This is a genomic window from Halopseudomonas sp. SMJS2 (assembly GCF_029866945.1).
GTDB classification, from domain to species: Bacteria; Pseudomonadota; Gammaproteobacteria; order Pseudomonadales; family Pseudomonadaceae; genus Halopseudomonas; species Halopseudomonas bauzanensis.
On record NZ_CP123445.1, the window covers coordinates 785,385 to 810,173 of the forward strand.

General features: G+C 60.4%; 23 protein-coding genes. 11 read left to right on the forward strand and 12 right to left on the reverse strand.

The window, feature by feature from the left end:
• Window positions 1-40 precede the first annotated feature (40 nt).
• Entirely contained in the window at window positions 41-2,509 is a 2,469-nt protein-coding gene (gene plsB / locus QAO71_RS03885) for a glycerol-3-phosphate 1-O-acyltransferase PlsB (protein WP_036990931.1), read from the reverse strand.
• A gap of 302 nt (window positions 2,510-2,811) precedes the next feature.
• Here plsB and QAO71_RS03890 point away from each other — a divergent pair, with 302 nt between their 5' ends.
• From QAO71_RS03890 to QAO71_RS03915, 6 genes are all read left to right on the forward strand, one after another.
• Window positions 2,812-3,741: an ATP-binding cassette domain-containing protein gene (locus QAO71_RS03890; RefSeq protein ID WP_136869127.1), complete on the forward strand. Its 930-nt coding sequence runs from the start codon at window positions 2,812-2,814 to the stop codon at window positions 3,739-3,741.
• Window positions 3,738-4,472 carry an ABC transporter permease subunit gene (locus QAO71_RS03895; RefSeq protein WP_036990926.1) on the forward strand — a complete coding sequence of 245 codons (735 nt, stop codon included), beginning with the start codon at window positions 3,738-3,740 and terminating at the stop codon, window positions 4,470-4,472. The genes QAO71_RS03890 and QAO71_RS03895 overlap by 4 nt, the downstream gene beginning before the upstream one ends.
• 17 nt (window positions 4,473-4,489) lie before the next feature.
• Window positions 4,490-6,334 (forward strand): Gldg family protein, encoded by a 1,845-nt coding sequence (locus QAO71_RS03900; RefSeq protein ID WP_280165284.1) that lies wholly within the window; start codon window positions 4,490-4,492, stop codon window positions 6,332-6,334.
• Between the two features lie 11 nt (window positions 6,335-6,345).
• Entirely contained in the window at window positions 6,346-7,323 is a 978-nt protein-coding gene (locus tag QAO71_RS03905; protein ID WP_036990919.1) for a DUF4340 domain-containing protein, read from the forward strand.
• A gap of 224 nt (window positions 7,324-7,547) precedes the next feature.
• The gene (locus QAO71_RS03910) at window positions 7,548-7,757 is read left to right on the forward strand and encodes a cold-shock protein (RefSeq protein ID WP_036990917.1); all 210 of its coding nucleotides are present in this window, start codon (window positions 7,548-7,550) and stop codon (window positions 7,755-7,757) included.
• The gene (locus QAO71_RS03915; protein WP_074780933.1) at window positions 7,754-8,053 is read left to right on the forward strand and encodes a hypothetical protein; all 300 of its coding nucleotides are present in this window, start codon (window positions 7,754-7,756) and stop codon (window positions 8,051-8,053) included. The genes QAO71_RS03910 and QAO71_RS03915 overlap by 4 nt, the downstream gene beginning before the upstream one ends.
• A gap of 10 nt (window positions 8,054-8,063) precedes the next feature.
• Here the strand turns inward: QAO71_RS03915 and trxC are convergent, their stop codons facing one another.
• The 8 genes from trxC to rlmF form a co-directional block, all read right to left on the reverse strand.
• On the reverse strand, window positions 8,064-8,504 hold the full coding sequence (gene trxC / locus QAO71_RS03920) for a thioredoxin TrxC (RefSeq protein ID WP_177173407.1): 441 nt from the start codon (window positions 8,502-8,504) through the stop codon (window positions 8,064-8,066).
• Between the two features lie 40 nt (window positions 8,505-8,544).
• A complete protein-coding gene (locus tag QAO71_RS03925) occupies window positions 8,545-8,928 on the reverse strand; it encodes a hypothetical protein (protein WP_036990914.1) in 384 nt (127 codons plus the stop codon).
• Window positions 8,929-8,939: 11 nt separating this feature from the next.
• A complete protein-coding gene (locus QAO71_RS03930) occupies window positions 8,940-9,743 on the reverse strand; it encodes a putative RNA methyltransferase (RefSeq protein ID WP_051611084.1) in 804 nt (267 codons plus the stop codon).
• Entirely contained in the window at window positions 9,743-10,882 is a 1,140-nt protein-coding gene (gene dapE, locus QAO71_RS03935; protein WP_036990913.1) for a succinyl-diaminopimelate desuccinylase, read from the reverse strand. Before dapE ends, QAO71_RS03930 begins: the two co-directional genes overlap by 1 nt.
• A gap of 82 nt (window positions 10,883-10,964) precedes the next feature.
• Window positions 10,965-11,297, reverse strand: coding sequence for a YgaP-like transmembrane domain (locus tag QAO71_RS03940; RefSeq protein WP_036990912.1), 333 nt, complete (start codon window positions 11,295-11,297; stop codon window positions 10,965-10,967).
• 72 nt (window positions 11,298-11,369) lie between these two features.
• Window positions 11,370-12,143, reverse strand: coding sequence for an OmpA family protein (locus tag QAO71_RS03945; RefSeq protein WP_036990911.1), 774 nt, complete (start codon window positions 12,141-12,143; stop codon window positions 11,370-11,372).
• Between the two features lie 105 nt (window positions 12,144-12,248).
• Window positions 12,249-12,569 carry a DUF4398 domain-containing protein gene (locus QAO71_RS03950; protein WP_280165285.1) on the reverse strand — a complete coding sequence of 107 codons (321 nt, stop codon included), beginning with the start codon at window positions 12,567-12,569 and terminating at the stop codon, window positions 12,249-12,251.
• A 220-nt stretch (window positions 12,570-12,789) separates the two neighbouring features.
• A complete protein-coding gene (rlmF, locus tag QAO71_RS03955; protein ID WP_280165286.1) occupies window positions 12,790-13,773 on the reverse strand; it encodes a 23S rRNA (adenine(1618)-N(6))-methyltransferase RlmF in 984 nt (327 codons plus the stop codon).
• 222 nt (window positions 13,774-13,995) lie between these two features.
• On the opposite strand from rlmF, the gene tcdA reads away from it, so the two are divergent.
• From tcdA to QAO71_RS03980, 5 genes are all read left to right on the forward strand, one after another.
• The gene (tcdA, locus tag QAO71_RS03960; protein ID WP_036990906.1) at window positions 13,996-14,772 is read left to right on the forward strand and encodes a tRNA cyclic N6-threonylcarbamoyladenosine(37) synthase TcdA; all 777 of its coding nucleotides are present in this window, start codon (window positions 13,996-13,998) and stop codon (window positions 14,770-14,772) included.
• Window positions 14,773-14,973: 201 nt separating this feature from the next.
• The gene (locus QAO71_RS03965) at window positions 14,974-17,007 is read left to right on the forward strand and encodes a type VI secretion system tip protein VgrG (protein WP_280165287.1); all 2,034 of its coding nucleotides are present in this window, start codon (window positions 14,974-14,976) and stop codon (window positions 17,005-17,007) included.
• Window positions 17,004-17,627: a DUF4123 domain-containing protein gene (locus QAO71_RS03970; RefSeq protein ID WP_280165288.1), complete on the forward strand. Its 624-nt coding sequence runs from the start codon at window positions 17,004-17,006 to the stop codon at window positions 17,625-17,627. The genes QAO71_RS03965 and QAO71_RS03970 overlap by 4 nt, the downstream gene beginning before the upstream one ends.
• 225 nt (window positions 17,628-17,852) lie before the next feature.
• The gene (locus QAO71_RS03975; protein WP_280165289.1) at window positions 17,853-21,260 is read left to right on the forward strand and encodes a T6SS effector BTH_I2691 family protein; all 3,408 of its coding nucleotides are present in this window, start codon (window positions 17,853-17,855) and stop codon (window positions 21,258-21,260) included.
• Window positions 21,260-22,030, forward strand: coding sequence for a hypothetical protein (locus tag QAO71_RS03980; RefSeq protein WP_280165290.1), 771 nt, complete (start codon window positions 21,260-21,262; stop codon window positions 22,028-22,030). Before QAO71_RS03975 ends, QAO71_RS03980 begins: the two co-directional genes overlap by 1 nt.
• Window positions 22,031-22,179: 149 nt before the next feature.
• Here the strand turns inward: QAO71_RS03980 and dapD are convergent, their stop codons facing one another.
• The 3 genes from dapD to dapC are packed head-to-tail and all read right to left on the reverse strand — an operon-like array spanning window position 22,180 to window position 24,781.
• Window positions 22,180-23,217 (reverse strand): 2,3,4,5-tetrahydropyridine-2,6-dicarboxylate N-succinyltransferase, encoded by a 1,038-nt coding sequence (dapD, locus tag QAO71_RS03985; protein WP_211242638.1) that lies wholly within the window; start codon window positions 23,215-23,217, stop codon window positions 22,180-22,182.
• 23 nt (window positions 23,218-23,240) lie between these two features.
• Window positions 23,241-23,582 (reverse strand): ArsC family reductase, encoded by a 342-nt coding sequence (locus tag QAO71_RS03990; RefSeq protein WP_074780878.1) that lies wholly within the window; start codon window positions 23,580-23,582, stop codon window positions 23,241-23,243.
• Window positions 23,583-23,584: 2 nt separating this feature from the next.
• Window positions 23,585-24,781, reverse strand: a complete 1,197-nt coding sequence (gene dapC, locus QAO71_RS03995; protein WP_280165291.1) for a succinyldiaminopimelate transaminase — start codon at window positions 24,779-24,781, stop codon at window positions 23,585-23,587.
• Window positions 24,782-24,789: the final 8 nt, after the last annotated feature.

The window sequence follows — 24,789 nt, forward strand, 5'->3', positions numbered from 1 at the left end:
GTTTCTGTAGATGACGGTATGGGGCAGCGCACACGGGGGGCTACCCTGCGCTGCGGGCCACTTGGCGGATGGACAGGCGGATTTCGGCACTGAGGACGCGTTTGGCGGTGCTCTCGGCGATATCTTCCAGCTCCGGTTGGTAATGCAACCGACCTTCGTTGTCGGTGCTCAGTACCTCGAAGGTCTGCAACCGTTGGATGAATTGGCGGAACAGGGTCTTGTCGAAGAACTCCGGGGCGTTGAGTCCATGCAGGATCGACAGGCGCTGGGCCATGACGGTGCACAGCCCCTCCAGCTGCTCGGCGGTGAGGCTGCCGTTGGGGTTGTTCAGCAGCAGCGCCGCAGCCATGTAGAAGCGTTCCAGCATCTGGATGATGCTGCGAGCCAGCAGGGTGAGCAGCACGAACTCGCCGGAGGCGGTATCCGGACGGTGGATCTGCTCGTTCTCCTCGCGCAGCAGGCCACGCCCGACCAGGCCGTCCACGTAGCGGCTGATGATCTCCGGCAACTCCTCTTCACGCCAGTGCAGAAACAGCTCGCCTTGCAGATAGGGATAGAGCGCGCTGACCAGCCGCTCGATCTGCTCACGACTCATGCGTGCGTTGTTGAGGAACAGGCAGGCGATCAGCGCTGGTAACGCCACCAGGTGCAGAATGTTATTGCGATACCAGGTCATCAGCACCGCTTGGGGTTCGTCGAGAAACAGGATCTCACCCAGCGCATCGGACTGGCGACCTATCATGCCCATGGCTTCCACATGGCTGATCTGCTCGGCGCCAGCGAGCGTCGGCAAGGTGACATTGGCGCTGTAGGGCACATCACCCAGCAGGCCGGTGAAGGTGTCCAGAGTGCGGGACAGCGTCGCCTCATCCAATGCCAGACGCCGGGTCGAGAGCATGGCCAGCGCCACCAGGTTGACCGGGTTGGCATCCGCCGCCGCGTTGATCGCCCCGCCGAGGGTCCGTGCCAACTGGTTGGTCACATCCGGTAGCCAGTCTGGTTTGTATTCGGGGGCGTTGTGCTGATCACGCCAATCGGGCTGGCGCTGATCGAGAAAATCATTCAGCGCCACTGGGCTGCCGAAGTTGAGTGCCACTTCGCCGAAGCGCAGCTTGAGAGCGGACAGTACCCGGAACAGATCGAAGAAGGACTCCTTCTTCTTTTCCTTGCCGCGCAGCTCGCCCAGGTAGGTACGACCTTCCAGCACCCGCTCGTAACCGATGTACACCGGCATGAACACGATGGGCCGGCGGGATGAGCGCAGGTAGCTGCGCAGGGTAATCGCCAGCATGCCGGTCTTGGGGTCGAGCAGGCGGCCGGTGCGCGAGCGCCCGCCCTCGATGAAGTACTCGACCGGGAACCCACGGCTGAACAGGGTATGCAGGTACTCATTGAATACCGCGGTGTACAGCTGGTTGCCGCGAAAGCTGCGACGCATGAAGAAGGCACCGCCACGGCGCAGAATGCTGCCGATCACCGGCATGTTGAGATTGATGCCGGCAGCGATGTGCGGCGGGGTCAGACTGCTGCGGACCAGCAGGTAGGACAGCAGCAGATAGTCGATATGGCTGCGATGACAGGGCACATAGATGATTTCATTGCCGCGGGCGATGTCCTGCACGTTTTCCAGATTGTTGACCTTGATGCCGTCATACAGCTTGTTCCAGAACCAGGACAGGACGATTTCCAGAAAGCGGATGATGCTGTAGGTGAAGTCCGAGGCGATCTCGTCGGCATAGCGGGCGGCACGCTGGCGGGCGCGCTCTTCGCTGATGTTCTGCTCGACCGCCTCGCGGGCGATGGCCGCGCGTACCAGTGGCCCGTGCATCAGTCCTTTCAGTAGCGTGCGACGGTGGGACAGGTCGGGGCCGACCACAGCGCCGCGCTGGTGCTTGAAGTGCACGCGCAACAGGCGGCTGACCTTGCGCAGGTTGCGGTTGTGGCCAAGGTTTTCATCGGCCAGTTCCCGCAGCGACAGCGGCTCGCCGAAGCTGACGCGGATCTTGCGGCCATGTACCAGGATCGCCAGTAATTTGCGCAGTTTGCCGCCCACCCCCCAGTTATGTGCGAACAGCAGCTTCAACGGCGATGATTCAGCATCCGGCGACAGGCCCCAGAATACGCTGACCGGGACTATCTTCACCTCGGGAGTGACCCGCAATTCCACCGCGGTGAGGGCGCGCAGCAACCGCGGCGAACGCTTGCGCGGGTCGGGGCGCCCGCTCCAGGCCAGTTCGCTGGTGAGATGGAAGTAGGCGGACTCTTCCTCCAGCGCACCGCTCGGCGGCATGACCGGCCGCGGCAGGCCGGCCCGTCGGCATTCCTGATCCAATACCAGCAGATCGGAATAGGATCGCCCGGGCAGCACATAGAGAATCGGCTCGCCACTGGCCGGAGCGATCTTCGCCAGCGGATTGCCGATGCTCTCCGAGCGGGCCCACAGGTACAACAGGCGGCGCATCAGGCCGAAACGCAGGCGGCTGAACAGGGAGGGTTGGGCTGATGGCATGGGCAATCTCTGAAATGACAGGCAACGAGCGGCGATTCTACCGTTTTTCAATACTTTGTTACATTCGCCGCTGTATAGCCGGGTCTTGAAACGCCGCAGGGATATGCCCATATCAGTAAACGGCAGGATAATTTGCTCGCCACAGGAACACCTATTGGCTCTGGTGATGGACCGGTATCTGCGGAACCAGTGCAGGCCTGAAATGTCCTTTTCCCGTGCGCTGGTAATCAATGTATCCTTGCGCTTTGCGGCACGCGCCTGATTGCGACGCGCCAGTATTCCGGGGGGAAATGGAAGAGGCCATGATAAAGATAAACAGCCTGACCAAACGCTTTGGCGACCACGTCGCCGTGGACAATCTGTCCTTTGAGGTAAAACCGGGGGAAGTCCTGGGCTTTCTCGGCCCGAACGGTGCCGGCAAGTCCACCACCATGAAGATGCTCACCGGCTTTCTCACGCCGGACGGTGGCAGTGCCTCCATCTGCGGGTTCGATATCCGTACCCAGATTCTTCAGGCCCAGCAGCAGATGGGCTATCTGCCCGAAGGCGCACCCTGTTATGGCGACATGCGGGTGAAAGGCTTTCTCGAATTCATTGCCGAGGTTCGCGGATTGCGCGGCGCTGACAAGCAGCGCCATGTCGCGCGCGCGGTCGAGCAGGTGGAATTGCAGGGGGTACTCGGGCAGAGCATCGATACCCTGTCCAAGGGTTTCAAGCGCCGGGTCGGTCTGGCCCAGGCGATTCTGCATGACCCAAAGGTGCTGATTCTCGATGAGCCCACCGACGGGCTCGACCCCAACCAGAAACACCAGGTGCGGCAACTGATCCAGCAACTGGCCAGCGACAGCAACAAGATCGTGGTGATCTCCACGCACATCCTCGAAGAAGTCAGTGCCGTATGCAGCCGCGCGGTGGTGATTGCCCGTGGCCGGTTGCTGGCCGACGGGACGCCCGACGAGCTGGAAGCCCGCTCGAAGTACCATCAGGCGGTGACCGTGCTGTTGCAGCAGCCAGTGGACAGCCAGCCATTGCTGGCGCTGCCGGGGGTGAAAGAGGTCGAAGTCGATCATGATGGGCACCAACTGACAGTGATTGCCGAGCCGGATGCGGTGATTTTCCCGGCGGTGGGCGAATATGCGCGTCAGCAACAGTGGCAGGTCAAGGAACTGTCGGTGGAGCGGGGACGTCTGGACGATGTCTTCCGCCGCCTGACCGCGGAGGAGGCCGCATGAGTAGTCTTGGTGTGATTTTCAAGCGTGAGCTGGGTAGCTATTTCGCCACCCCGCTGGCCTATATCTTCATCGTCATCTTTCTGGTGCTGTCGGCGGTCTTCACCTTCTATCTGGGTGGCTTCTACGAAGGCGGCCAGGCGGATCTGATCCCCTTCTTCAATTTCCATCCATGGTTGTACCTGTTTCTGGTGCCGGCGGTGGCCATGCGGCTATGGGCCGAGGAGCGCAAGTCCGGCACCATCGAATTGCTGATGACCTTGCCGGTATCGCGTACCGACATGGTGCTGGGCAAGTTCCTGGCCGCCTGGGTGTTCGTCGGTATCGCCCTGGTACTGACATTTCCGATCATCATCACGGTCAACTACCTGGGCTCGCCGGATAACGGCGCCATCTTCACCGGCTACCTGGGCAGTTGGCTGCTGGCTGGCGGCTACCTGGCCATCGGCTCGTGCATGTCGGCATTGACCAAGAACCAGGTGATTGCCTTCATTCTCAGCGTGGTGGCCTGTTTCGTGTTCATCGTCAGCGGCTTTCCGCTGGTGCTGGATTTGTTCAGCGGCTGGGCTCCCCAGTGGCTGCTGGATGCCATTGCCTCACTCAGTTTCCTGATTCGCTTCGATGCCATCAGCAAGGGCGTGCTGGATCTGCGTGACCTGCTGTATTTCATATCGCTGATGGCGGCCTGGCTGCTGGCCACCGCGATCGTCATCGACCTGAAAAAGGCCGATTGAGGCAAGGGAGAACAACAATGAAACGACTGATGTATTCAGGTACCGGGCTGCTGGTACTTCTGCTGGCCTTCATCGCCTTCAACATGGCTACCGGGGTATTGCTGCCCGGCGCCCGACTCGATCTGACCGAACAGAAGCTGTTCACCATCTCCGATGGTACGCGGGAGATTCTGGAAGAGCTGGATGAGCCGATCACGCTGTACTTCTTCTTCTCCGACCGTGCCAGCAAGGACATGGTGGTGCTGCGCAACTACGCCCGCCGGGTCGAGGAAATGCTCCGCGAATACGAGCGCGTGGCTGGCGGTAAACTGAAACTGCAGATCATCGATCCGCAGCCCTTCTCCGAGGCCGAGGACCGTGCCGCCGAATTTGGCCTGCAGGCCGTGCCGCTGACCCAGAGTGGCGATCAGCTGTACTTTGGTCTGGCCGGCACCAACGAACTGGCCCAGCGGGAAATCATCCCGTTCTTCGCCCTGGAGCAGGAAGGACTGTTGGAATATGAACTGAGCCGGCTGATCAACAGCCTGGCGCAACCGGAAAAGCCGCAGATCGGGCTGATTTCCGGTTTGCCCATGGCCGGCGGCATGAATCCGATGAGCGGCCAGCCCGGCGCGCCCTGGGTCGCTTTCGAGCAGATGCAGCAGATGTTCAGCTTGCAGGAGCTGGAGGCCGACATCGATACCGTGCCGGAGGAGATCGAGGTCCTGTTGCTGGTGCATCCCAAGACCCTGAGCGAGGCGGCATTGTTGGCCGTCGATCAGTTCGTGCTGCGCGGCGGCAAACTGCTGGCCTTCATCGATCCGCTGGCCGAAGCGGACCAGAGCATGGAAGCCATGATGGATGGCATGGCCGACGGTAAATCATCTGATCTTGGCCCGCTGCTGAAGGCCTGGGGCGTGGGTTACAACCCGGAACAGGTGGTGCTCGATGCCCGCCTGGGCATGTCGGTCAGCCGCGGTCAGGGACAATTGCCGGCGCGGCATATTGGCTGGCTGGAGGTTGAGCCGCAGTTCATGAGCCGCGACGACACCGTCACCGCGCCGTTGCAACTGCTGACTATTGCTACCGCCGGCGCGCTGCAGCCGCTGGAAGGGGCGAGCACGCAGTTCCTGCCGCTGCTGTCGAGCAGTGCCAACAGTGCGCTGGTACCCAGCAGCCGCTTCAGCCGCATGCAGGACCCGGAAGTGCTGCTTAACGGCTTCCAGGCGGATGATCAGGTCTATCATTTCGCGGCTCGGTTGCAGGGCCCGGCCAGCACGGCCTTTCCGGATGGCCTGGAAGGTCGTGACGTGGAACTGACCGAAGCGGACAACATCAACGTGCTGCTGATTGCCGACACCGACCTGCTCACCGACCGCATGTGGGTGCAGGTGCAGGACTTCTTCGGCCAGCGTGTTCCTCAGCCCTGGGCTGACAATGGCGGCCTGCTGATCAACGCGCTGGATAACCTGTCCGGTTCCGAGGCGCTGATCAGCGTGCGCTCGCGGGGCGATTTCAGCCGGCCGTTCACCGTGGTGGAGGATCTGCAGCGCAAGGCCGAGCGCCGCTACCGCGCCAGCGAGCAGCGCCTGCAACAGCAGCTGGAACAGACCGAGCAGCGCCTGCGTGAGTTGCAGCAGGGTCAAGACCCATCGCAGCTGACCGAACTGAGCGCTGAGCAGGAGCAGGCGATCCAGGGTTTTCTCGATGAGAAGCTGGCGATCCGCAAGCAGCTGCGCGACGTGCGCTATGAGTTGAACGCAGATATCGAGCGCCTGGGCAATCAGCTCAAGATGATCAATGTCGCCTTGGTACCGGCTCTGCTGACTCTTGGTGTGCTGCTGTGGTGGCTGGTTGGCCGCGCCCGCCGTCGCGCGGTCTGAGGAGGATAGTCATGCGTAACAAACCTTTGATCTTCACGGTGGTACTCACAGCGATACTGGTGGCGCTGGCGCTGAATATGCGCGGTCAGGACCGGGTCGCCGACCTGTCCAGCCGCGATCTGCTGTCGCCGATGCAGGAGAAGCAGTTGCCCGCGCTGGAGCGTATCAGCCTGACGCGGGGCGAAGGGCGGGTCGAGCTGGCACGGCATGATGACACCTGGGGTGTCGTCAGCCACGCCGGCTTCCCGGTCCAGCAAGAACGCCTGGCGGCGTTGCTGCACGCTCTGCGCGGCGCCCGGGTAGTCGAGGAAAAGACCAGCAATCCCGAGCATCACGCGCGTCTGGGGCTGGAGGTGGCTGCGGACAGCGAAGCGCTGCAGGTCGACCTGCACACCCCGGAGCTGGATTTCGGAGTGATCTATGGCGACCGGGTGGGCAACGGGCAACTGGTGCGTTTCATTGACAATGATCAGGTGCTGCTGCTCAACCGGCCGCTGAGCATCTCGGTCAGCCCGCTCGATTGGCTGGCGCTGAAGGTCGTCGATATTCCCATGCAGCAGGTCGCGACGGCCCGCTGGACTCATGCCGACGGCGAAACCCTGGAGCTCGACAAGCGCGCTGAGGGGGATTACAACCTGCGCATGGTCGGCCTGGAAGCTGATCAGCAGAGCGGCAACGAGCGCTGGATCAACAGTATGGTATTGGCGCTGATCAACCTGACGGCGCAAAACGTGGCGCTGCGTGAAGATATCGCCTTGGCCGAGCCCATGCTGCGGATGCAGGTAACCACCTGGGCCGGCGCCGAGCTGATGGCTTCGCTGCATGACATCGAGGGGCGCTACTGGCTGGTGATCGACAACTACACTGCAGCCGAGGCTGAGGAAGACCCATTGCAGGTTAATGCCGATTCGCGCTGGGCCTATCAGATCGGTATCGGTCAGGTGGAGAACCTCAACAAGCGGCAGGCCGATATCGTACGTTCCCCGTAGCACAATCTCCCTTGCAGGTCGGTCATGTTTGGCTAGAATCGAGTCACGGCCTCTATAAACAGTATTCCAAACTGGGGCGCGTCCGGTTGTACGGCGAGTCCCTTCATAGGAGCGACGCCGCGTCAGGTTCGCACCAGCTACCGAATCAAGGTTGAACGGAGTGTCGTTATCGCCACTCCGGACTTCCCGGGTGGTGGGTCATTGGTGATGTGGAGATTGTGGGAATGTCTGATCGGCAAACCGGTACGGTTAAGTGGTTCAACGATGCCAAGGGTTTTGGCTTCATTCAGCGTGACTCGGGGCCGGATGTGTTTGTGCACTTCCGTGCCATTCGCGGCGAAGGGCACCGCACTCTGGTCGAAGGCCAGAAGGTGGAGTTCGATGTCACTCAGGGGCAGAAGGGCTTGCAGGCAGAGGATGTAGCCGCCCTTTGAACGTCGCCGAGGCGAGATCGTCCTGGTATTGTCTGGCGCTGGGCGACGGCCTGTTGGCTACTGTCCCGCTGAGCGATATCGAAGACGCCTTCCGGCAGCTGCATCCGGCCGAAGCTCCACCGGGTGCAGCTGTTTTCAGCCGTCACCGTCTCGATGGCCTGCAGTGTCAGGTCACAGTCTATTTTTCCCCGGCGCTGGCTGGGCTGGCGCGCAGCTTCAATGCCCATCCCTGTTGCGTGCCCGAAGGCCATGACCTGGAATTACTGGTGGGCTCAGCCCAGGCTCTCACTCGCTGATTCCGCGTAATCAGGCGCTTGGCAGATTGCCATCCAGCCAGCGCTGAAAATCCGACGGCGGCAGCGCGCCATTGAGGCGGGCCACTTCCTTGCCACGGTGCATGATCAGCAATGTCGGGATGCTGCGAATAGCGAAGCGTGCCGCCAGCTCCTGGGCAGCTTCGGTGTCGACCTTGGCCAGGCGGGCGCGGGGTTCGATATTGCCTGCGGCCTGGGCGAACACCGGTGCGAATTGCTGGCAGGGCCCACACCAACTGGCCCAGAAGTCCACTACCAGGGGCAGATCGGCATTGGCATGGGCATTGAAATTGGCGCCACCCAGATCTACCGGGGCGCCGCTGAACAGCGCTTCCTTGCAGGCTCCGCAGCGGGGCGCCTGATCAAGCCGTTCGGCAGGCAGACGGTTGCGGCGATGGCAATGTGGGCAGGCCAGGGTCATGGGTTCGCTCATGGGCGGGCTCCTCTGCAATTGATCTGGGCAGACGCTGCGCTCAGGGCTTGAGCGCCCAGGTGAATTCCTCTTCACCAGCGACGGTTACCTTGTACCAGCGGTCGGCATCCGCTTCGCCATGTTGCTCTTCCCAGCCGCCGATGGAGCAACGTACTTCCCGGTTGAGCCCGTGAGCTATGGCGCGGGCGCACTCGAGGTCGGTGGCCCAGGGAGTGCGATCGCTCTCGAACCAGATGCTCGCCCATTTGCCGGCCGCCTTGCGCACTATCATCAGTGGAATCGCAGCGTCGCCATGCAGGGTGCCACGGCGAGTGGTGCCGGACCAGGGGCCCAGGTCGAGGCGGCCGACCTGCTGCTCCAGCCAGGTGCCCAGCTCCTCCAGAAACTCTTCCTTCAGATAGATCTCGATATCCGGTTGGCGCACGCAAATTCCTCTCAGTGACGTTGCAACATGACCATGCGCATGGCGACTTCCAATCCGGCAACGCCACTGTCGCGCAATGCCTGCTGGCGATCAGGGCGGCTGCGAAAGCCGTGGGGCGTCATGCCGATCAGGTTATCCAGAGCGGTGGGGTCCAGATCCAGAGCATAGCGCAGGACCTGGTCATTGACGATCTCCAGCCCCTCGGGCAAGACCTTGATCAGCTCCGGGGTGGGGTGAATGCTGTCGTACAGCTTTTCACGCAGGGCCAGCAGATGATCGGCATGGGGGCCGACCAACAGGAGGTGGCCGCCGGGCCGTAGCACCCGCAGGCATTCATCCCAGGACCAGGGGCTGAATACACACAGCGCGGCATCCAGGCTGGCGTCGGCCACCGGCAGACGGGCGCTGGAGCCCACCAGCCACTGGATGTCGCGATTGCGTCGACAGGCCTTGATCACCGCGTCCTTGCTGATATCCAGCCCGGCGCAGTCGGCCTGCGGCAGGGCGCGGGCCAGACGATCGGTGTAATAACCTTCGCCGCAACCCATATCCAGCACGGCGGCAGGTGCCTGCTCACTGAACAGCCGGTTGATCTCGTCGCTGACCGGCTGGTAATGACCGCCGTCGAGGAAGGCTTGGCGGCAACCGAGCATGGCCGGGGTGTCACCGGGTTGACGGCTGTTCTTGTGCTGCACCAGCAACAGATTGAGATAACCCTGGCGGGCCTGGTCGTAACTGTGACCATTACCGCAGGCCCAGGTGCGATCCGTAACCTGCAGCGCCTCGTGGCAGTGGGGGCAGATGAGTTGCAGCATCAGCTGAGCAGCTCTTGCAGGGTGGCCTGGTAGATATCGGTAAGCGTTTCCAGATCAGCCGCGTTGATATGTTCGTTCAACTGGTGAATGGTCGCATTCACCGGCCCGAGTTCGACCACCTGGGTACCCATGGTGGCAATGAAGCGCCCATCGGACGTTCCGCCAGAGGTGGATGGCTGGGTTTCACGGCCGGTGATCTGGCGGATTGCCGCAGCCACACCATCCAGCAATTCGCCGGGTTCGGTAAGAAAGGGCTGGCCGGACAGGGTCCATTCCAGCTCGTGGTCCAGGCCGTGGCGGTCGAGAATGTCGACGACCCGTTGCTGCAGCCCGGCTACCGTGGACTCGGTGGAGAAGCGGAAGTTGATCAGCGCTTCCAGCTCGCCCGGTACCACATTGGTGGCACCCGTGCCGGAGTGGATATTAGAAATCTGGAAACTGGTAGGCGGAAAGAAGGCGTTGCCCTGATCCCAGGTCTCGGCTGCGAGCTCTGCCAAAGCCGGTGCGGCCAGGTGGATGGGGTTGCGTGCCAGATGTGGATAGGCGACATGGCCCTGTTTGCCCTTGATCAACAGGCGGGCGTTCAACGAGCCACGGCGGCCATTCTTGACCACGTCACCCACCTGCTCAGTGCTGGAAGGCTCGCCGACGATGCACCAGTCCACCTTTTCGTCCCGGTCGACCAGAGTCTGTACCACCTTGACGGTGCCCTCGGTCGCTGGGCCTTCTTCATCGCTGGTGATCAGGAAGGCAATCGAGCCGCGGTGGTCGGGGTGGGCGGCGACAAAGCGTTCCACAGCCACCACCATCGCCGCCAGGCTGCCTTTCATATCCGCTGCGCCACGCCCATACAGCATGCCATCGCGCATGATTGGCTCGAAGGGCGGATTGTCCCATTGCTCCAGCGGGCCGCTGGGTACCACATCGGTATGGCCGGCGAAGCAGAGCACTGGCGATTGGGTGCCGCGGCGTGCCCAGAGATTGTCTACCTCACCGAAACGCAGGGACTCCAGGGTGAAACCACAGGCGGCCAGACGATTGCCCATCAACTGCTGGCAACCGGCATCGTCCGGGGTGGTGGAATCGCGGGCAATCAGCTCGCAGGCGAGGGCAAGGGTAGGGGAGAGCGTGGTGGTCATGGTCGCTGGCCGGGTCTGAAATCGGCCGTCATGATAGCAGAGTTGAGTAGCACCACGCTCTCGTGTCGGTCGCGGACCCGGGCTACGGCTTGGCCGGATGGGTTTCGTGGCCCATCGGTGTGCTGTCCGGCAAAGCGGTCTGGCTGCGGAAGTCCGGGCTGTGGGTTTCCGAATCCAGGGGCATGTGACTGTAGCGCTGGATATTGGCCGAATCGTGCTTGTTCTCGTCCAGTATGCGCTTGAGTTCGCAGTGGCCAGTGGCGCCACGGAAAATGGCCATACCGCCCAGAGCCATCTGTAGCACGCCAGTCAGGCCGCCGGTGCGCAAGCCATTGCCCAGCAGCGCGAGGCCACCGATGATCGAGGCGGCGCGCTCTGCGCCGTCTACATTCTTGGGTGTGGTCAGGTGAAGCATGGTAGGAGTCCTCTGATTGAAGAGCAGGGCGGCTCGCGTCGGTCAATTACCGAACGCGGCCCCCGATGGATGTCAACGCGCGGGCACTTGTTGCGCGTCATGGGAAATGGTGACTTCAACCCGGCGGTTCATCGCCCGGGAAGCCGGCGTGTTGTTGTCCGATACCGGGTGAGCTTCACCCAGCCCCACGGTCTGGATACGGCTGGCATCGACGCCCTCCTGTACCAGTGCGCGGCGTACCGAGTCTGCCCTGGCCTGGGACAATGTCAGGTTGTAGGCATCGGGGCCGGTGCTGTCAGTGAAGCCTTCGATCAGCACCTTGCGTTGCTCGTTTTCCTGCAGGAATTGCGCAAGCTTGCGCACACTGGAGTTGGCTGCCGGTTTCAACTCGGACTTGTCCAGATCGAACAATACGTTGCTGAAGGTTACCACCGAACCACGGTCGGTCTGTTTGGCGTTCAGCTCTTCCTGCAACTTGCGGATCTGCGCATCGCGCGCCTCCAGGCGGGTGCGGGCCCGTTTCTCGGATACTCCTTCGAGTTCTTGTTCGGCTGAACGCAACGCTATGGTCTGGCGTGCCAGCTCGACCCGCCGCTCGGTCAGGTAGGCCAGGTGGTCGATTTCGTGGGGCTCGGCACCTTCCTTCTGGGCGAGCTCGGCGCGGCCGAGTGCGTCGCGCGCATCTTCGGTTTCGACGGCGGCGAGCTGCCGTGACTGTGGATGATTCTGCAGCTCGGTCACGTCCAGTCTTGCCTGTTCCAGATTGGGGTTGAGTTCATTGGAAGCACAGGCCGTCAACAGCAGCCCCATAGCCAGGCAGGCAGGGATGGTCAGTTGAGTACGCATGGGGTCTTCTCCTCGCAATTGGATAGGGTGGCCGCAATCACTGCAGGCCGCGCAGGGTTTCTTCGCGCAGTTCCTGGGTGCCCCGTTCGGCTTCTCCCACGACCTTCAACGCCTTTTCCGCGCGGCCTTGCGTTCAGCAACGCGGGCATCCCATTCGGCTTGTTCGGCAAGATAGCGAGCGCGCTCATACTCTTCGGCCACATTGGCCTGTTCGGCCTGGAGCATCTTTTCCCGTGCCTTGCGCAACTCCACCGGGGCGTAGCGGGCGCTTTCCGCGGTATCGGCGGCATTGAGCGCCTGCTGCGCGGTGGCAAGCTGGCTGGTTGGCGGTGGGGTGCTGGCACAACCAACCAGCGCTGCTGCAGCGCCGATGGTCGCGATGGCAATCAGATGTTTGGGGACGTGTAACAGAGCGTGATTTGACATGGTTCCGACTCCAGATTGAATGCATTGCGTCAACAATGGTTGCGGAAAACGAACTGTGCTTTCTTACTGGCTGGACCGGTCCGGGCCATGAGCATTGCGCTGCCAATGCGCTGTAATCGACCAGTGTGAGGCTGTTGCAATCACAGTGTGTACAGAGATTCTGACCGCCGGGGGTGGGGGCTGTTCAACAAAAACGTGCGGCTTGGCTGCGGTGGAAAGCTCAGATGACGGTGGATTCAGCCCAGCGGGCTTTGCGCCAGGCGCGTCGCTGTTTCTTATCGAGGAAGGTCCAGGCGAGCAATCGGCTGTGTTTTTGCCCTTGCGCCATGGGGATGACGCGCACGTTCGTGGTAGGTAAAGCGGCGAGCTGCTGCTGCAGCGCCGGCAGGTTGGCAGCCTTGGAAACCAGGCTGGTGAACCAGAACACCTGGCCGGCCAGGGCGGCACTTTCATCGATCATGCGAGCCAGGAACCCGGCCTCGCCACCGTCGCACATCAGCTCGTTGGCCTGGCCGCCGAAATTCAGTGCCGGCTGCCTGCCGGAGCGGTCCTTGCCGAGGTTGCGCCATTTGCGTTGGCTACCGGCACTGGCCTCGGCCTGACTGCCATGGAAGGGCGGATTGCACAGGGTAAAGTCAAACTGCTCATCGGCGCCGACCAGCCCGGTGAATATCCGGGATGGCACGGTCTGGCGGCGCAACTGGATACCCGCCGCCAGCCCTGGATTGGCTGCCAGAATATGCGCCGCATTATCGAGTGCCTGGGGATCGATATCAGCGCCGACGAAGCGCCAGCGGTATTCCACCCGGCCGAGCAGTGGATAGATCAGATTGGCGCCGGTACCGATGTCCAGGCCCATGAGTCGCTCGCCTGTGGGTATGTTGCCGTCATGACTTTCACCCAGCAAGTCCGCCAGGGCGTGAATATAGTCGGCGCGGCCGGGCACGGGCGGGCAGAGATAGCCATCGGGAATAGTCCAGTCGCGAACGCCGTACTGATGCAGCAGCAAGGCGCTGTTCAATACCGTCACTGCTCGGGTATCGGCGAAGTCCACCGTGGATGAACCATCCGCAGCCCTGATGATATGGGGCTTCAGCGCCGGGCAGGTACGGACCAGCGCATCCAGATCGTAATGGCCCTGGTGGCGATTACGCGGATGCAGGCCGGTTTTCTGCGGGCGACGCTGGTTTGGTCTGGTTGACATGGCTGGGTCTCTCGGGCAAGCGGATGATTGTCCCACAGCGGCGCGGGAGGATCATCCAGCTTGTGCACAATTAGCGTGGATGAATCTGTGGATAACCCTGTGATAGAAGGAGCGAGGCCGCATTCACGATGGTCTTGCGGGAACTGGTGATTTATTGACCAGCTGCGGATATCCACTATGGCCATGCGTTATACTGCGCGGTCTCATTTGTGCGAGGTGTACATGGCGATTGATGATCCCCGTTTCGGCGGTATAGCGCGGCTGTATGGTACCGAGGCGTTGGCTCGCCTGCAGGCCAGCCATGTGGCGGTGGTCGGCATCGGTGGTGTCGGCAGTTGGGCCGCCGAAGCGCTGGCGCGTACCGGGCTGGGCCGCATCACGTTGATCGATATGGATGACATCTGCGTCACCAACACCAATCGCCAGCTGCCCGCCATGAAAGGCAATATCGGCCGGTTGAAGGTCGAGGTGATGGCGGAGCGTTTGCAGGCCATCAACCCGGCCTGCGAGGTGCGCCCGATCATGGGCTTTGTGACGCCGGATACCCTTGCTGAATACATTACCGATGACATCGATTGCGTAGTGGATTGCATCGACAGTGTGGCGTCCAAGGTCGCGCTGATCGCCTGGTGCCGGCGGCGCAAGATCGGCATCGTTACCACCGGCGGCGCTGGTGGTCAGATCGATCCGACCATGATCAAGGTCGCGGACCTGTCGAAAACCGTGAATGATCCACTGGCAGCCAAGGCCCGCTCGCTGCTGCGGCGCGATCACAACTTCCCCCGGGCCGACAGCAAGCGCAGCTTCGGCGTGCCCTGCGTCTATTCCACCGAACAACTGCGCTACCCCAAGCCGGACGGCTCGGTATGCCAGCAGAAGACCTTTGTCGGGGAGGGCGTGAAGCTGGATTGTTCCGGCGGCTTCGGTTCCGTGACCATGGTCACCGCGACCTTTGGCATGGTGGCCGCCTCCAAGGCGGTGGAGCGGTTGCTGCGTTAGGCTGGCCTGAATATCCGGCCAGCCTGGTTTACCGCAGCCACCCCATAGCTGCGTAGCGCTGGTTCTTGACTGCGCGAAGAGATTTTCCGATAGCTTGCCAGTATTTTGCCAACTGACTCACAACCCTGTTTCCCAAGGGCGGCCTTGACGGCTGCGGTCTGATATAACGGCGGCTTTGTTCGTCAGACAAGGGAATACAGGATGTTCGCCCCGGCCAATACCGCGCACTTCAGCCTCGCCATTCCGCACCTGGAACACGACTTCAAGGTGCTGGCCTTCCAGGGCACCGAAGCCATCAGCCAGCCTTATTGCTTCGAACTGGACCTGGTCAGTGAGCGACCGGACCTGGATATCGAAGGGTTGCTGCATCAGCCGGCGTTTCTCAGTTACGCCGGGCCGGACCAGGGCGTGCACGGCCTGATCCACAGCGTCGCCCAGGGCGAATCCGGCAAACGCCTGACCCGCTATCGCATCACCCTGGTCCCCCGGCTGGCCTATCTGCAGCACGCCACCAACCAGCGCATCTTCCAGCACCGCACTGTGCCGCAGATCATCACCGAGGTGCTCAAGGGCCACGGCATTTTCACTGATTCGTTCCGCTTCCAATTGCGCGAAGACGGGCCCGAGCGGATCTACTGCACCCAGTACAACGAAACCGACCTGCACTTCATCCAGCGTTTATGTGAAGAAGAAGGCATCCACTACCACTTCCAGCACAGCCCCGAAGGCCACCAGCTGGTGTTCGGCGAAGACCAGACCGTCTTCCCCAAACTGACCCCGACCCGCTTCAACCAGGGCAGCGGCATGGTCGCCGACGAGCCGGTCATCAAACGCTTCAACCTGCGCCTGCAAACCCGCCCCAGCCAGGTCAGTCGCCGCGACTACAACTTTGAGAAGCCGCGCCTGCTGATGGAAAGCAAAGCGCAAAGCGAAGCCCTGCCCGCACTGGAATACTACGACTACCCCGGCCGCTTCCAAGACCGCACCCGCGGCCAACATCTGGCCACCAGAACCCTCGAAGCCCACCGCAGCGACTACCGTGTGGCGCAAGGCGACAGCGACCAGCCAACCCTGATCAGTGGCCACTTTCTGGCTTTGACCGAACACCCAAGAGCAGACTGGAATGATCTTTGGCTATTAACCGCCGTCAAACATGAAGGCAAACAGCCCCAAGTGTTGGAAGAATCGGTGACCAGCGCCACCAACCCCGGGGATGACTTCACCCAGGGCTACCGCAACACCTTCACCGCCACCCCGTGGGACGTTATCCACCGCCCTCAGATAAGCCACCCCAAACACCCCATCAACGGCACCCAAACCGCCGTCGTCACCGGCCCCGAAACCGAAGAAATCCACTGCGACGAGTACGGCCGCGTCAAAGTCCAATTCCATTGGGACCGCCAAGGCCAGGCCGATGCAAACACCAGTTGCTGGCTCCGCGTCGCCAACAACTGGGCCGGCGACCGCTACGGCGGCATCGCCATCCCAAGAGTCGGCATGGAAGTGCTGATCACCTTCCTCGAAGGCGACCCCGACCAACCACTGATCACCGGCTGCCTGTATCACAAGACCCACCAGGTCCCGTACAGCCTGCCGGAGCACAAGACCCGCAGCGTCTTCAAAACCCTCAGCAGCCCCGGCGGCGACGGCTTCAACGAACTGCGTATCGAAGACAAGGCCGGTGAAGAACAGATATTCATCCACGCCCAGCGCGACTGGGACCAGAACATCCAGCACGATCAGCACATCCGCGTTGGCAATGAGCGCCACGACCGTGTCGAAGCCAACAGCTACACCGAGCTGCTGGCCGAAGAACACTGCACCACCCATGCCGACCGCAAAACCGAGATCACGGCCGACGACCACCTGACCGTTGCCAACAACCAGCACATCAAGATTGGCACCGGCCAGTTCATCGAAGCCGGTCAGGAAATCCACCTGTCCAGCGGCATGAAAGTCGTCCTCGAGTCCGGCAGCGAGATCACCTTCAAGGCCGGCGGCAGCTTCGTCAAGATCGACCCCAGTGGGATATCGATGGTCGGACCGCAGGTGCGGATGAACTCGGGTGGGAGTGCGGGTAAGGGGAGTGGGGCGGCGCCGGCGCTACCCGGGGAGACCGCAGCAGCACCTGACGCTTTCTCCGGCAATCTATTGGTACCAGCGCAGCGGCAGGCACTGTCGTTGGCGCCCCCGTTGTGCGCTATCTGTACCCCAAATAATGGGGGCGACGCGTGAGCACACGGTATCTGTTACTGGATGGTGTGCGTTATGAGCAAGCGCTGGAGCGCCTATACCGGCGTGATGAAGAACTGCAAATAGAACCGCTCTACGCCGGCACGCCTTGGCAGGATCTGGCTGACCTGGGGCCCATCCTGCTCGGCCTGCATCAGGACTCAACACTATGGCAGGAGGTCGATGATGAGCCGGAATGGCACGCGGCTGCGGCTATATTGACCAGCCCTGCACCCATGACACAGATAGCCGACCATCTACGTCAGTTCAATCAGGTGACCGATACCCAGGGTAGCGCCTACCTGCTGCGCTATGCCGATCCACTGGTTGCCTGGTTCTGGCTGAACAGTTTCGGCAGTGACACCGCAATACACGTGCTTGGCCCAATCAGCCAATGGCATATCGTGCGACCGCAGGTAACCTGGCAGCCAGCCGACGCAGGTTGGCAGGTATTTGACGGCCCGGCCCGGAGCCATTGCATCGCCATGCAATCCATTTGGCGAGGCACAACAACAAGGGCTGGATCAGGCTTATCGTTGGCAATTGAAATCCCGCCTCTATGCATGCCTGCAAGCCAACCACCCCGTTGCATTACAGCATCTGGCACCAAACGCTCTGGATAGCTGGTTGGATAACCGGCTACTCACCGCTGAGGCTTGGGGGCTGGCCAGTGAACGCAGCCAGGTTATCTGGTGCGCATTGAGCCTGACCCATGGCGATGACTTCGCCACCGCCACTGATGGGTGCTACCAGCATTGGCTAAGCCTTCATCAAACTGCCGCATTCACCCCCGACCAACGCCTCCAACAGTATTACCGGACTATGGCTGAGCCAGAAGGACTACCGACATGACCAGCATGCGCACGCCCAGCGAGATCAGAGACAACCTTTTCGCCACGTTTGCTGACAAGCCCATGACCAGTATCGGACAGTGCCCTTTGCAGCAGGTAGAAATAGCTATTTTCCCGGTGCGCTATGCACTCGATGAAGCCGCGCACACCAGCGGTGAACCGGGCCCGCATCCGATACCCGCCACTTGGCAAGGCGCAGCCTCCTTACCTGTTCTGCACACGCGGACCTATACCCAGCGTCAGTTGCGTGATGGGTGGCTGTACGTCATCGACCAGACCGCCAACACACTGGATGAATACCGTGTGCAAGACGCGACCTTCAGCAAGCAGGCTGCAGCAGCTGGGGGTAGCGCGGAGCCCGCGCTGGGCCATCTGTTGTATCCACGAGGGCACCAGTTGCTACTGGCTTACTCCAGTGTGAAGTGGAGTGAGTACACTCACGAACGTATGGCTGATCCAGCAGAGCAAGCGCGCTGGATGCGCCCCCTCGATCTGGCCGGATATGCCCACACCATGCAGGCACCCCACTGTGCTGCACTGACTGAAATAGCAGAGCATGTCGCTGATATTGACCCCGGCACGGCGAAGGCGGACTTGCGTTTCGACAGCACCTTGGTGGCCACCCAGGCCCAGGATGCGGAGCAGGCCTGCAAACCGGCTCTGGGGAGTGACCGGGTGTTGGCCTGCGTGCCGGATCAGGACTCAGCCCTGTTCATTGCACTGGATGACCCGCTGGGCATACTTGAAGACCTGAGCATGCAAGCGGCTGGCCCAGCACTGGCCCTGGCCCAGTTTGAAGAACAGCATATGCACCGGCTGACAGTGGCTCAGTATGTGGAAATGCTGGCGGGAGCGGACTTTTCTGATCTGGAAACCACACTCAATGTGGATGACCAAGCCTTTCACACCTTCAAACGGAAAGCCCAGCGTTATCTGGATGCGAGGGTCATGCAGCAGTTCGATGCCGCCAATGGAGGAACCGTCGGGCTCCAGCAGGCCATCAAAGAGCGGGACTTGCTGATCGCCGAATATGGCGAAGACATCGTCGATCGCGTGGATAGGCTGTTGGCCCAGTGGCGGGCCAGAGACTCCTTGCGCGGGCAGGTGCGCTTTGGCGAAGCTCAGCAATATGTACTGGAAAAGCGTGCAGAGCTCGACGGCCATCAGGCCTCACTGAACATCTGTCTTGAAGACCTGATCGTCTGGCTGAAGCGTTTGGGGACAGACCCCCTCTGTGTATTTCATGATCAGACCGAGGAGAGTCAATGCCTGAGCCTGATAGAACACGCGGATGCCTGGCTGGGTCTACTCACTCAACATGAAGCCGGTCGTGACTGGGTTATCAAGGACTACGCCGAACCAAACACCCTGATGGGCTTGGCACACTACAACTTCGACAAGGAACTGGCGTCGAATATTGACCGATTGGCACAGGAATTTACCGAGCAGGAAGGTATCAACCTGGCGGTAGCCGGTTCAGTTGCGAAGCGCTCCCAGGAAATCACCGACGTACTCAGCAACGAAACCATCCGCAACAGCGCCCTGTTTCAGCGTATGAGCCAACCGGCCCAACGCGCCTATGACACACTATTGAAGGTCGCCAGCCAACATTTCGAAGACCTCTGGGAAGCCTTCGAGTACAAACTGCTGCCCGCCGTCAGCAGCCGGCTTGGCCCGCAATGGAAACCCGTTGCCTATCTGACCATCAGCGTGGCAGTGCAAAGCACAGTCGATGAAATCAAACCCTATCTCATCCTCGACCCAGAGTACCGACAGAAACATGCACGCTGGACGCGACAGGTCGTCATGGTCACCCGTAAACTCAATGCCCAGAGCCACGTAGCGCGCACCGGAGCACGCCATGATCGTCAAGCTGCCACCCGGGATGTGAGACAGCTCAAACAACAACTGGATAGCCTGATGCTGGAAATGCCCGCCAAAATTCTTGCGCGTGGCGAGATCCACCAGCAAACGCAGCACACCGCCATTCAGCAGCGGACTTTCACCATCGAAACTCTCGGTCGAGCTGAGCTGGCCCAACAGCTGGAAGCCAAAGCCAAGGATTATGGCAGCTATATCAAACGAGCCAACGACTGGGTCAAGAACAATATCAACAAGGGGTTGGCAGGGTTGGTCACGGTACTAAACTTCTGGAACGTCCACACCGCCATGGCCGACGCCGGAGCCAGCGGCGAATGGACTACCAAGGACCAGCTATCAGTCAGCACAGCCGCGGCCACCATGCTCAGTGGTTTGACTGCGCTGGCGATAATGCCGGCTTGGGCGAGGATGGCTGGCCTTACTGGTGAGGCAACCGTTAAAGGTAAGGCTGTTCAGGTGCGTCTTGTGGATGCCGCAGCCAAGTACTGGCATCCGGACCACGGACAGCATAAGGCCCTGTTCAAGACATTTGCCAAGCGAGCCTTTGCTATGTCGGGGTTGGCGGTGATTGCATCGGTGGCTGAGACCTTCCAGATAAAAGAAGAAATCGACAATGCGGACTCTGAAGCTGAAAAGCTGGCACTCCAATCCAAACGTGTTCTGACTATTGGGATGGGAGGGGTAGGGACATTCCAAGTGTTTCGTTCTTTAGGAGTGTTCTTTGGAAGCCGCGCAGCAGGGCTTGTTTTCGCGCCGTGGATCATTGTCGCGTTTGCAATTGCGGGTGCCGCCTATCTGATCATTTCATTGGTGGCTGATAGCCTCAAGCTGGAAGGCCTGAAGCTCTGGTTATACCGTAGCAGTTGGAGTAACTCACAAGCAGATTACTGGCCAGATACGGAGGAGGGCAACAAGGATGAGTTACGTGCCCTGCAAGAGGTGCTGCTGCGTCCGACCATCGTAGCGCAAACCCTGAAGGGGAAAATGAGCGACCTCAACAACCCCAACCGAAATGGCGTCTGGCTGAAGCTGGTACTGCCGCCTGACGTAGCAGGGCAAGATATCCGTATCTATCCGATCATGGTGGCAGAAGGAGGCTGGTTCAGCAGGGACAGACAGACCGGGTATCGAGCCAATCTCTATGCCGAGTACTTTGCTGAAGGTAACTGGATCGGGCTTGAGCAACTTGGCGATTGGGAATCGCTGGACGTACGAAAATATAGAGACCAACTGCCCGCACAGTACGCTCCAGAGGACTGGCGAGTCTGGCTTGTTCATCTGCCCCATCGCTGGGGAATGGATAGGCTGGAAGTTGAGATCCATTATCCGCCAGCAATGTTGGACCGTCCCGATACCCTTGGTTATCGTTTCAATATCGACCTTAATGGTATGAAGGCAGGCAGCCTGCACGAGAACCCTTATGTACACGGGCAGGTCACCGAGCCAGATGGGGGTAGTAGGCCTTTGGTGATTGACAGCATTCCGGCTGGTACGCGGAATATCCTTACCTTGGGAGTAATTTAATGAGACGTACCGGCTGGCGTAAAACACCAGACTTATCTGACAGAATGGAATGGGAATATAGCACCGAGCCCCAGGTATTAACCTGGACGGTGAAAGCTATCGATAAAAGTATTCTCGGCGACGGGCTTCCGGCCATGATTCCTGGATTCTTAATGTTTGTCGGCGGGATGTATGGGCTTTTTAAAAACGATATGGAAATATCCCTTATGTTTTTTTTGCCCATGCTTCTTATGGTTTTCTTGTTCGTTAAAATTGGTATGGAAAAAACCGTCTTCGTCTACCGCGCCACCGAAGAGCGCTTGGAAATCTGCCAGTGGCAGGATATCCCTGATCTGGTGTTTACCTTCCTCAAGGTATTTCCCTTTATTGTAGTCGGCATCATCTTGATGGCACTGATCAGTAACCCTGCACTATCCATTGCCGCACTGGCAGGGCCGGCGTTGGTGGGAATTCTGCTGGCATCCGTGGGTGGCGACTCAAACTACAAGGCAATCTACAAACGATTTCGTCGTGATGAGGTCATCTGGTCAGAGATTCGCAAGGCCTTATTGGATGAACGGAAAGGGCTGCTTGCATTGAGTGTTGACTGGGAAAATAAGGTGATTGACCCAGCAGAGGTTGATCTTGCCAATAAAGAGCACCATCTACACCTGTATCCTATTTATTTCCGCAAAGACCAGGAACAAGCCGTTCTTTCGCTAATAAAGGAGAAGATGGCGGAGGATACACCCTTGATGGATGGCAGTTACAAATACCCATTTTCAGGCTGATGGTGACTACATCACATCGAGTGACAGCAAGGCCGCCCTTATATTATGGCAAGTAGCCGATCTCAACTGGATATATGAAGTTAGAGCCGATCAGTAAGTAGTACTTAAGGAAAAGCCCGGCGAGCCGGGCTTTTCCATCACTCAATCACTCAATTGTGCGCATGCAAGATGCTATTCAACTGAATAGCGCTCTTGTTGGTCTTGCACTCGATTGAGCCGGTCTGTGAGTTGCGGCGGAACAGCAGGTCGGGCTGGTTGGCCAGGTCGCGGGCCTTGATGATTTCCACCAGGTTGTCGGCGTCGTCCAGCAGCGCGACCTTGAGGCCCGCGGTGATGTACAGGCCGGCTTCGACGGTGCAGCGATCACCCAGCGGGATGCCGATACCGGCGTTGGCGCCGATCAGACAGCCTTCACCCACCGAGATGACGATATTGCCGCCGCCGGAGAGTGTACCCATGGTCGAGCTGCCGCCACCCAGGTCCGAGCCCTTGCCGACGAATACGCCAGCGGAGATGCGGCCTTCCACCATGCTGGTACCGGCGGTACCCGCATTGAAGTTGATGAAGCCTTCATGCATGACGGTGGTGCCTTCGCCGATATAGGCGCCCAGGCGGACCCGGGCGGTGTCGGCGATGCGTACACCGCTGGGCACGACGTAGTTGGTCATCAGCGGGAATTTGTCGACGCTGTGCACCTGCAGATCGCGGCCCTCAAGGCGGGCTGCCAGCTGGCGCTGGGGCAGCTCGGTCAGGTCGATGGCGCCTTCGTTGGTCCAGGCGACATTGGGCAGCAGCGGGAACAGGCCAGCCAGCACCACTTCATGGGGCTTGACCAGACGATGCGACAGCAGGTGCAGCTTGAGATAGGCACCGGGGGTGGTGATGGGTGCGTCATCGGTTTCCAGGATGGTGGCGACCAGCGGACGGGTGCTGTGCTCCAACTGGTTGGCCAATGCGCCGAGCTCGGCAAAGCCTGCATCGATAAGGGCTTTGCCCAGTGCGGCGCACTGACTGGCGTTAAAGTTGATGGCCTGGTTGCCACCGTCGTAGCCGAGCTGTTCGGCGAAAACGGCAACGATACGGCGATCGGGTTTCAGGAGTGGTTGGGGATAGTACACTTCCAACCAGTCACCGGCATTGTTCTGGGTGCCGATGCCCAGGGCCAGGCTGAAATGGTCACTCATCAGGGGTGGTTCCTTTGTGCATGTAGTCAGAAGGCAGCGGCGTAGAGATCGGGCTTGAAGCCGACCAGACGCTGTGAGCCGGTATCCAGTACCGGTCTTTTTATCATTGAGGGGTTGGCCTGCATGAGAGCGACGGCCTTGTTCTGGTCGATGTCCTGCTTGTCTGCGTCATCGAGTTTGCGGAAGGTCGTGCCCTGGCGGTTGAGAATCTTCTCCCAGCCATGTTCGGTGCACCAGGTGTGCAGCCGGTTAGCATCAATGCCTTCCTTCTTGTAGTCGTGAAACTGGTATTCGACGCCATGTTCGTCCAGCCAGGTGCGGGCTTTTTTCATGGTGTCACAGGCCTTGATGCCGTAGAGGGTGATCATGGTCAGAGGCTCCTGATAAAGGTACGAATGCGTTGCGCTGCTTCGATGCAGTCGCCGAGCGGTGCAACCAGCGCCAGGCGCACACGACCGGCGCCGGGGTTATGGCCCTCGACATCGCGTGACAGGTAGCGTCCCGGTACCACGGCCACATTCTGCTCGGCCAGCAGGCGGCGGGTGAAGGTTTCGTCATCGATGGGCGTGACGGGCCACAGATAGAAGCCGGCATCCGGACGCTGGACGTCCATGACATCACCGAGGATGTCCAGTACGGCATCGAACTTGTCCTGGTACAGGCTGCGGTTGGTCTGTACATGCGCTTCGTCTTGCCAGGCGGCGAGACTGGCCAATTGAGTCTGGACCGGCATGGCGCAGCCGTGATACGTGCGATAGGTCAGATAGGGTTCGAGCAGACGGGCGTCGCCGGCAATGAAGCCGGAGCGCAGACCGGGCAGGTTGGAGCGCTTGGACAGACTGTGAAACACCACGCAGCGGGAAAAGTCCGTGCGTCCCAGACTGGCACAGGCCTGCAGCAGACCGACCGGAGCCGGTTGGGCCGGTGAGTAGATTTCGCTGTAGCACTCATCCGAGGCGATGACGAAGTCGTACTCGTCCGCCAGCGCGATGAGTTTCTGCAGGGTGTGCAGTGAGGTGACTGCGCCAGTGGGGTTGCCGGGGGAGCAGATGAACAGCAACTGGCAGCGCCGCCAGATATCTGCCGGCACCTTGTCGAAATCGGGGATGAACCCATTGCTGGCATCGCAAGCCAGATAATGTGGCTGTACGCCGGCCAGCAGCGCTGCGCCCTCGTAGATCTGATAGAAGGGGTTGGGGCTGACCACCAGACCTTGCGGGTCCCGCTGCACCACGGCCTGGGTAAAGGAGAACAGCGCTTCGCGGGTACCGGTGACCGGCAATACGTTCCGGTCGGCGTCGAGCATGCCGGTGGGCAGTTGGAAACGCTGGCTCAGCCAGTCAGCGATACCCTGGCGCAGCGCCGGCAGACCTGCGGTCGAGGGGTAGATGGCCGCCTTGTCCAGGTGTGCCGCCATGGCGTCCAGCACGAAGGCCGGCGAAGCATGCTTGGGTTCGCCGATCGACAGGGATATCGGTGACAGCGCCGGGTTGGGGGTGATATCGGCGACCAGTGCCCGCAACTTTTCAAAGGGGTAGGGTTGCAGTTGCTGCAGGTCCTGGTTCATCCGGGGTC

Bases quoted from the DNA above. Each gene is read 5' to 3' on its own strand.
- QAO71_RS03980 (WP_280165290.1), top strand. From the start codon at position 21,260: ATGAGACGTACCGGCTGGCGTAAAACACCAGACTTATCTGACAGAATG.
- rlmF (WP_280165286.1), bottom strand. From the start codon at position 13,773: ATGTCAACCAGACCAAACCAGCGTCGCCCGCAGAAAACCGGCCTGCAT.
- plsB (WP_036990931.1), bottom strand. From the start codon at position 2,509: ATGCCATCAGCCCAACCCTCCCTGTTCAGCCGCCTGCGTTTCGGCCTG.
- dapE (WP_036990913.1), bottom strand. From the start codon at position 10,882: ATGACCACCACGCTCTCCCCTACCCTTGCCCTCGCCTGCGAGCTGATT.
- QAO71_RS03975 (WP_280165289.1), top strand. From the start codon at position 17,853: ATGACCAGCATGCGCACGCCCAGCGAGATCAGAGACAACCTTTTCGCC.
- QAO71_RS03910 (WP_036990917.1), top strand. From the start codon at position 7,548: ATGTCTGATCGGCAAACCGGTACGGTTAAGTGGTTCAACGATGCCAAG.
- QAO71_RS03890 (WP_136869127.1), top strand. From the start codon at position 2,812: ATGATAAAGATAAACAGCCTGACCAAACGCTTTGGCGACCACGTCGCC.
- QAO71_RS03900 (WP_280165284.1), top strand. From the start codon at position 4,490: ATGAAACGACTGATGTATTCAGGTACCGGGCTGCTGGTACTTCTGCTG.
- tcdA (WP_036990906.1), top strand. From the start codon at position 13,996: ATGGCGATTGATGATCCCCGTTTCGGCGGTATAGCGCGGCTGTATGGT.
- QAO71_RS03950 (WP_280165285.1), bottom strand. From the start codon at position 12,569: ATGTCAAATCACGCTCTGTTACACGTCCCCAAACATCTGATTGCCATC.
- trxC (WP_177173407.1), bottom strand. From the start codon at position 8,504: ATGAGCGAACCCATGACCCTGGCCTGCCCACATTGCCATCGCCGCAAC.
- QAO71_RS03945 (WP_036990911.1), bottom strand. From the start codon at position 12,143: ATGCGTACTCAACTGACCATCCCTGCCTGCCTGGCTATGGGGCTGCTG.
- QAO71_RS03905 (WP_036990919.1), top strand. From the start codon at position 6,346: ATGCGTAACAAACCTTTGATCTTCACGGTGGTACTCACAGCGATACTG.
- QAO71_RS03895 (WP_036990926.1), top strand. From the start codon at position 3,738: ATGAGTAGTCTTGGTGTGATTTTCAAGCGTGAGCTGGGTAGCTATTTC.
- QAO71_RS03965 (WP_280165287.1), top strand. From the start codon at position 14,974: ATGTTCGCCCCGGCCAATACCGCGCACTTCAGCCTCGCCATTCCGCAC.
- QAO71_RS03990 (WP_074780878.1), bottom strand. From the start codon at position 23,582: ATGATCACCCTCTACGGCATCAAGGCCTGTGACACCATGAAAAAAGCC.
- QAO71_RS03940 (WP_036990912.1), bottom strand. From the start codon at position 11,297: ATGCTTCACCTGACCACACCCAAGAATGTAGACGGCGCAGAGCGCGCC.
- dapC (WP_280165291.1), bottom strand. From the start codon at position 24,781: ATGAACCAGGACCTGCAGCAACTGCAACCCTACCCCTTTGAAAAGTTG.
- QAO71_RS03930 (WP_051611084.1), bottom strand. From the start codon at position 9,743: ATGCTGCAACTCATCTGCCCCCACTGCCACGAGGCGCTGCAGGTTACG.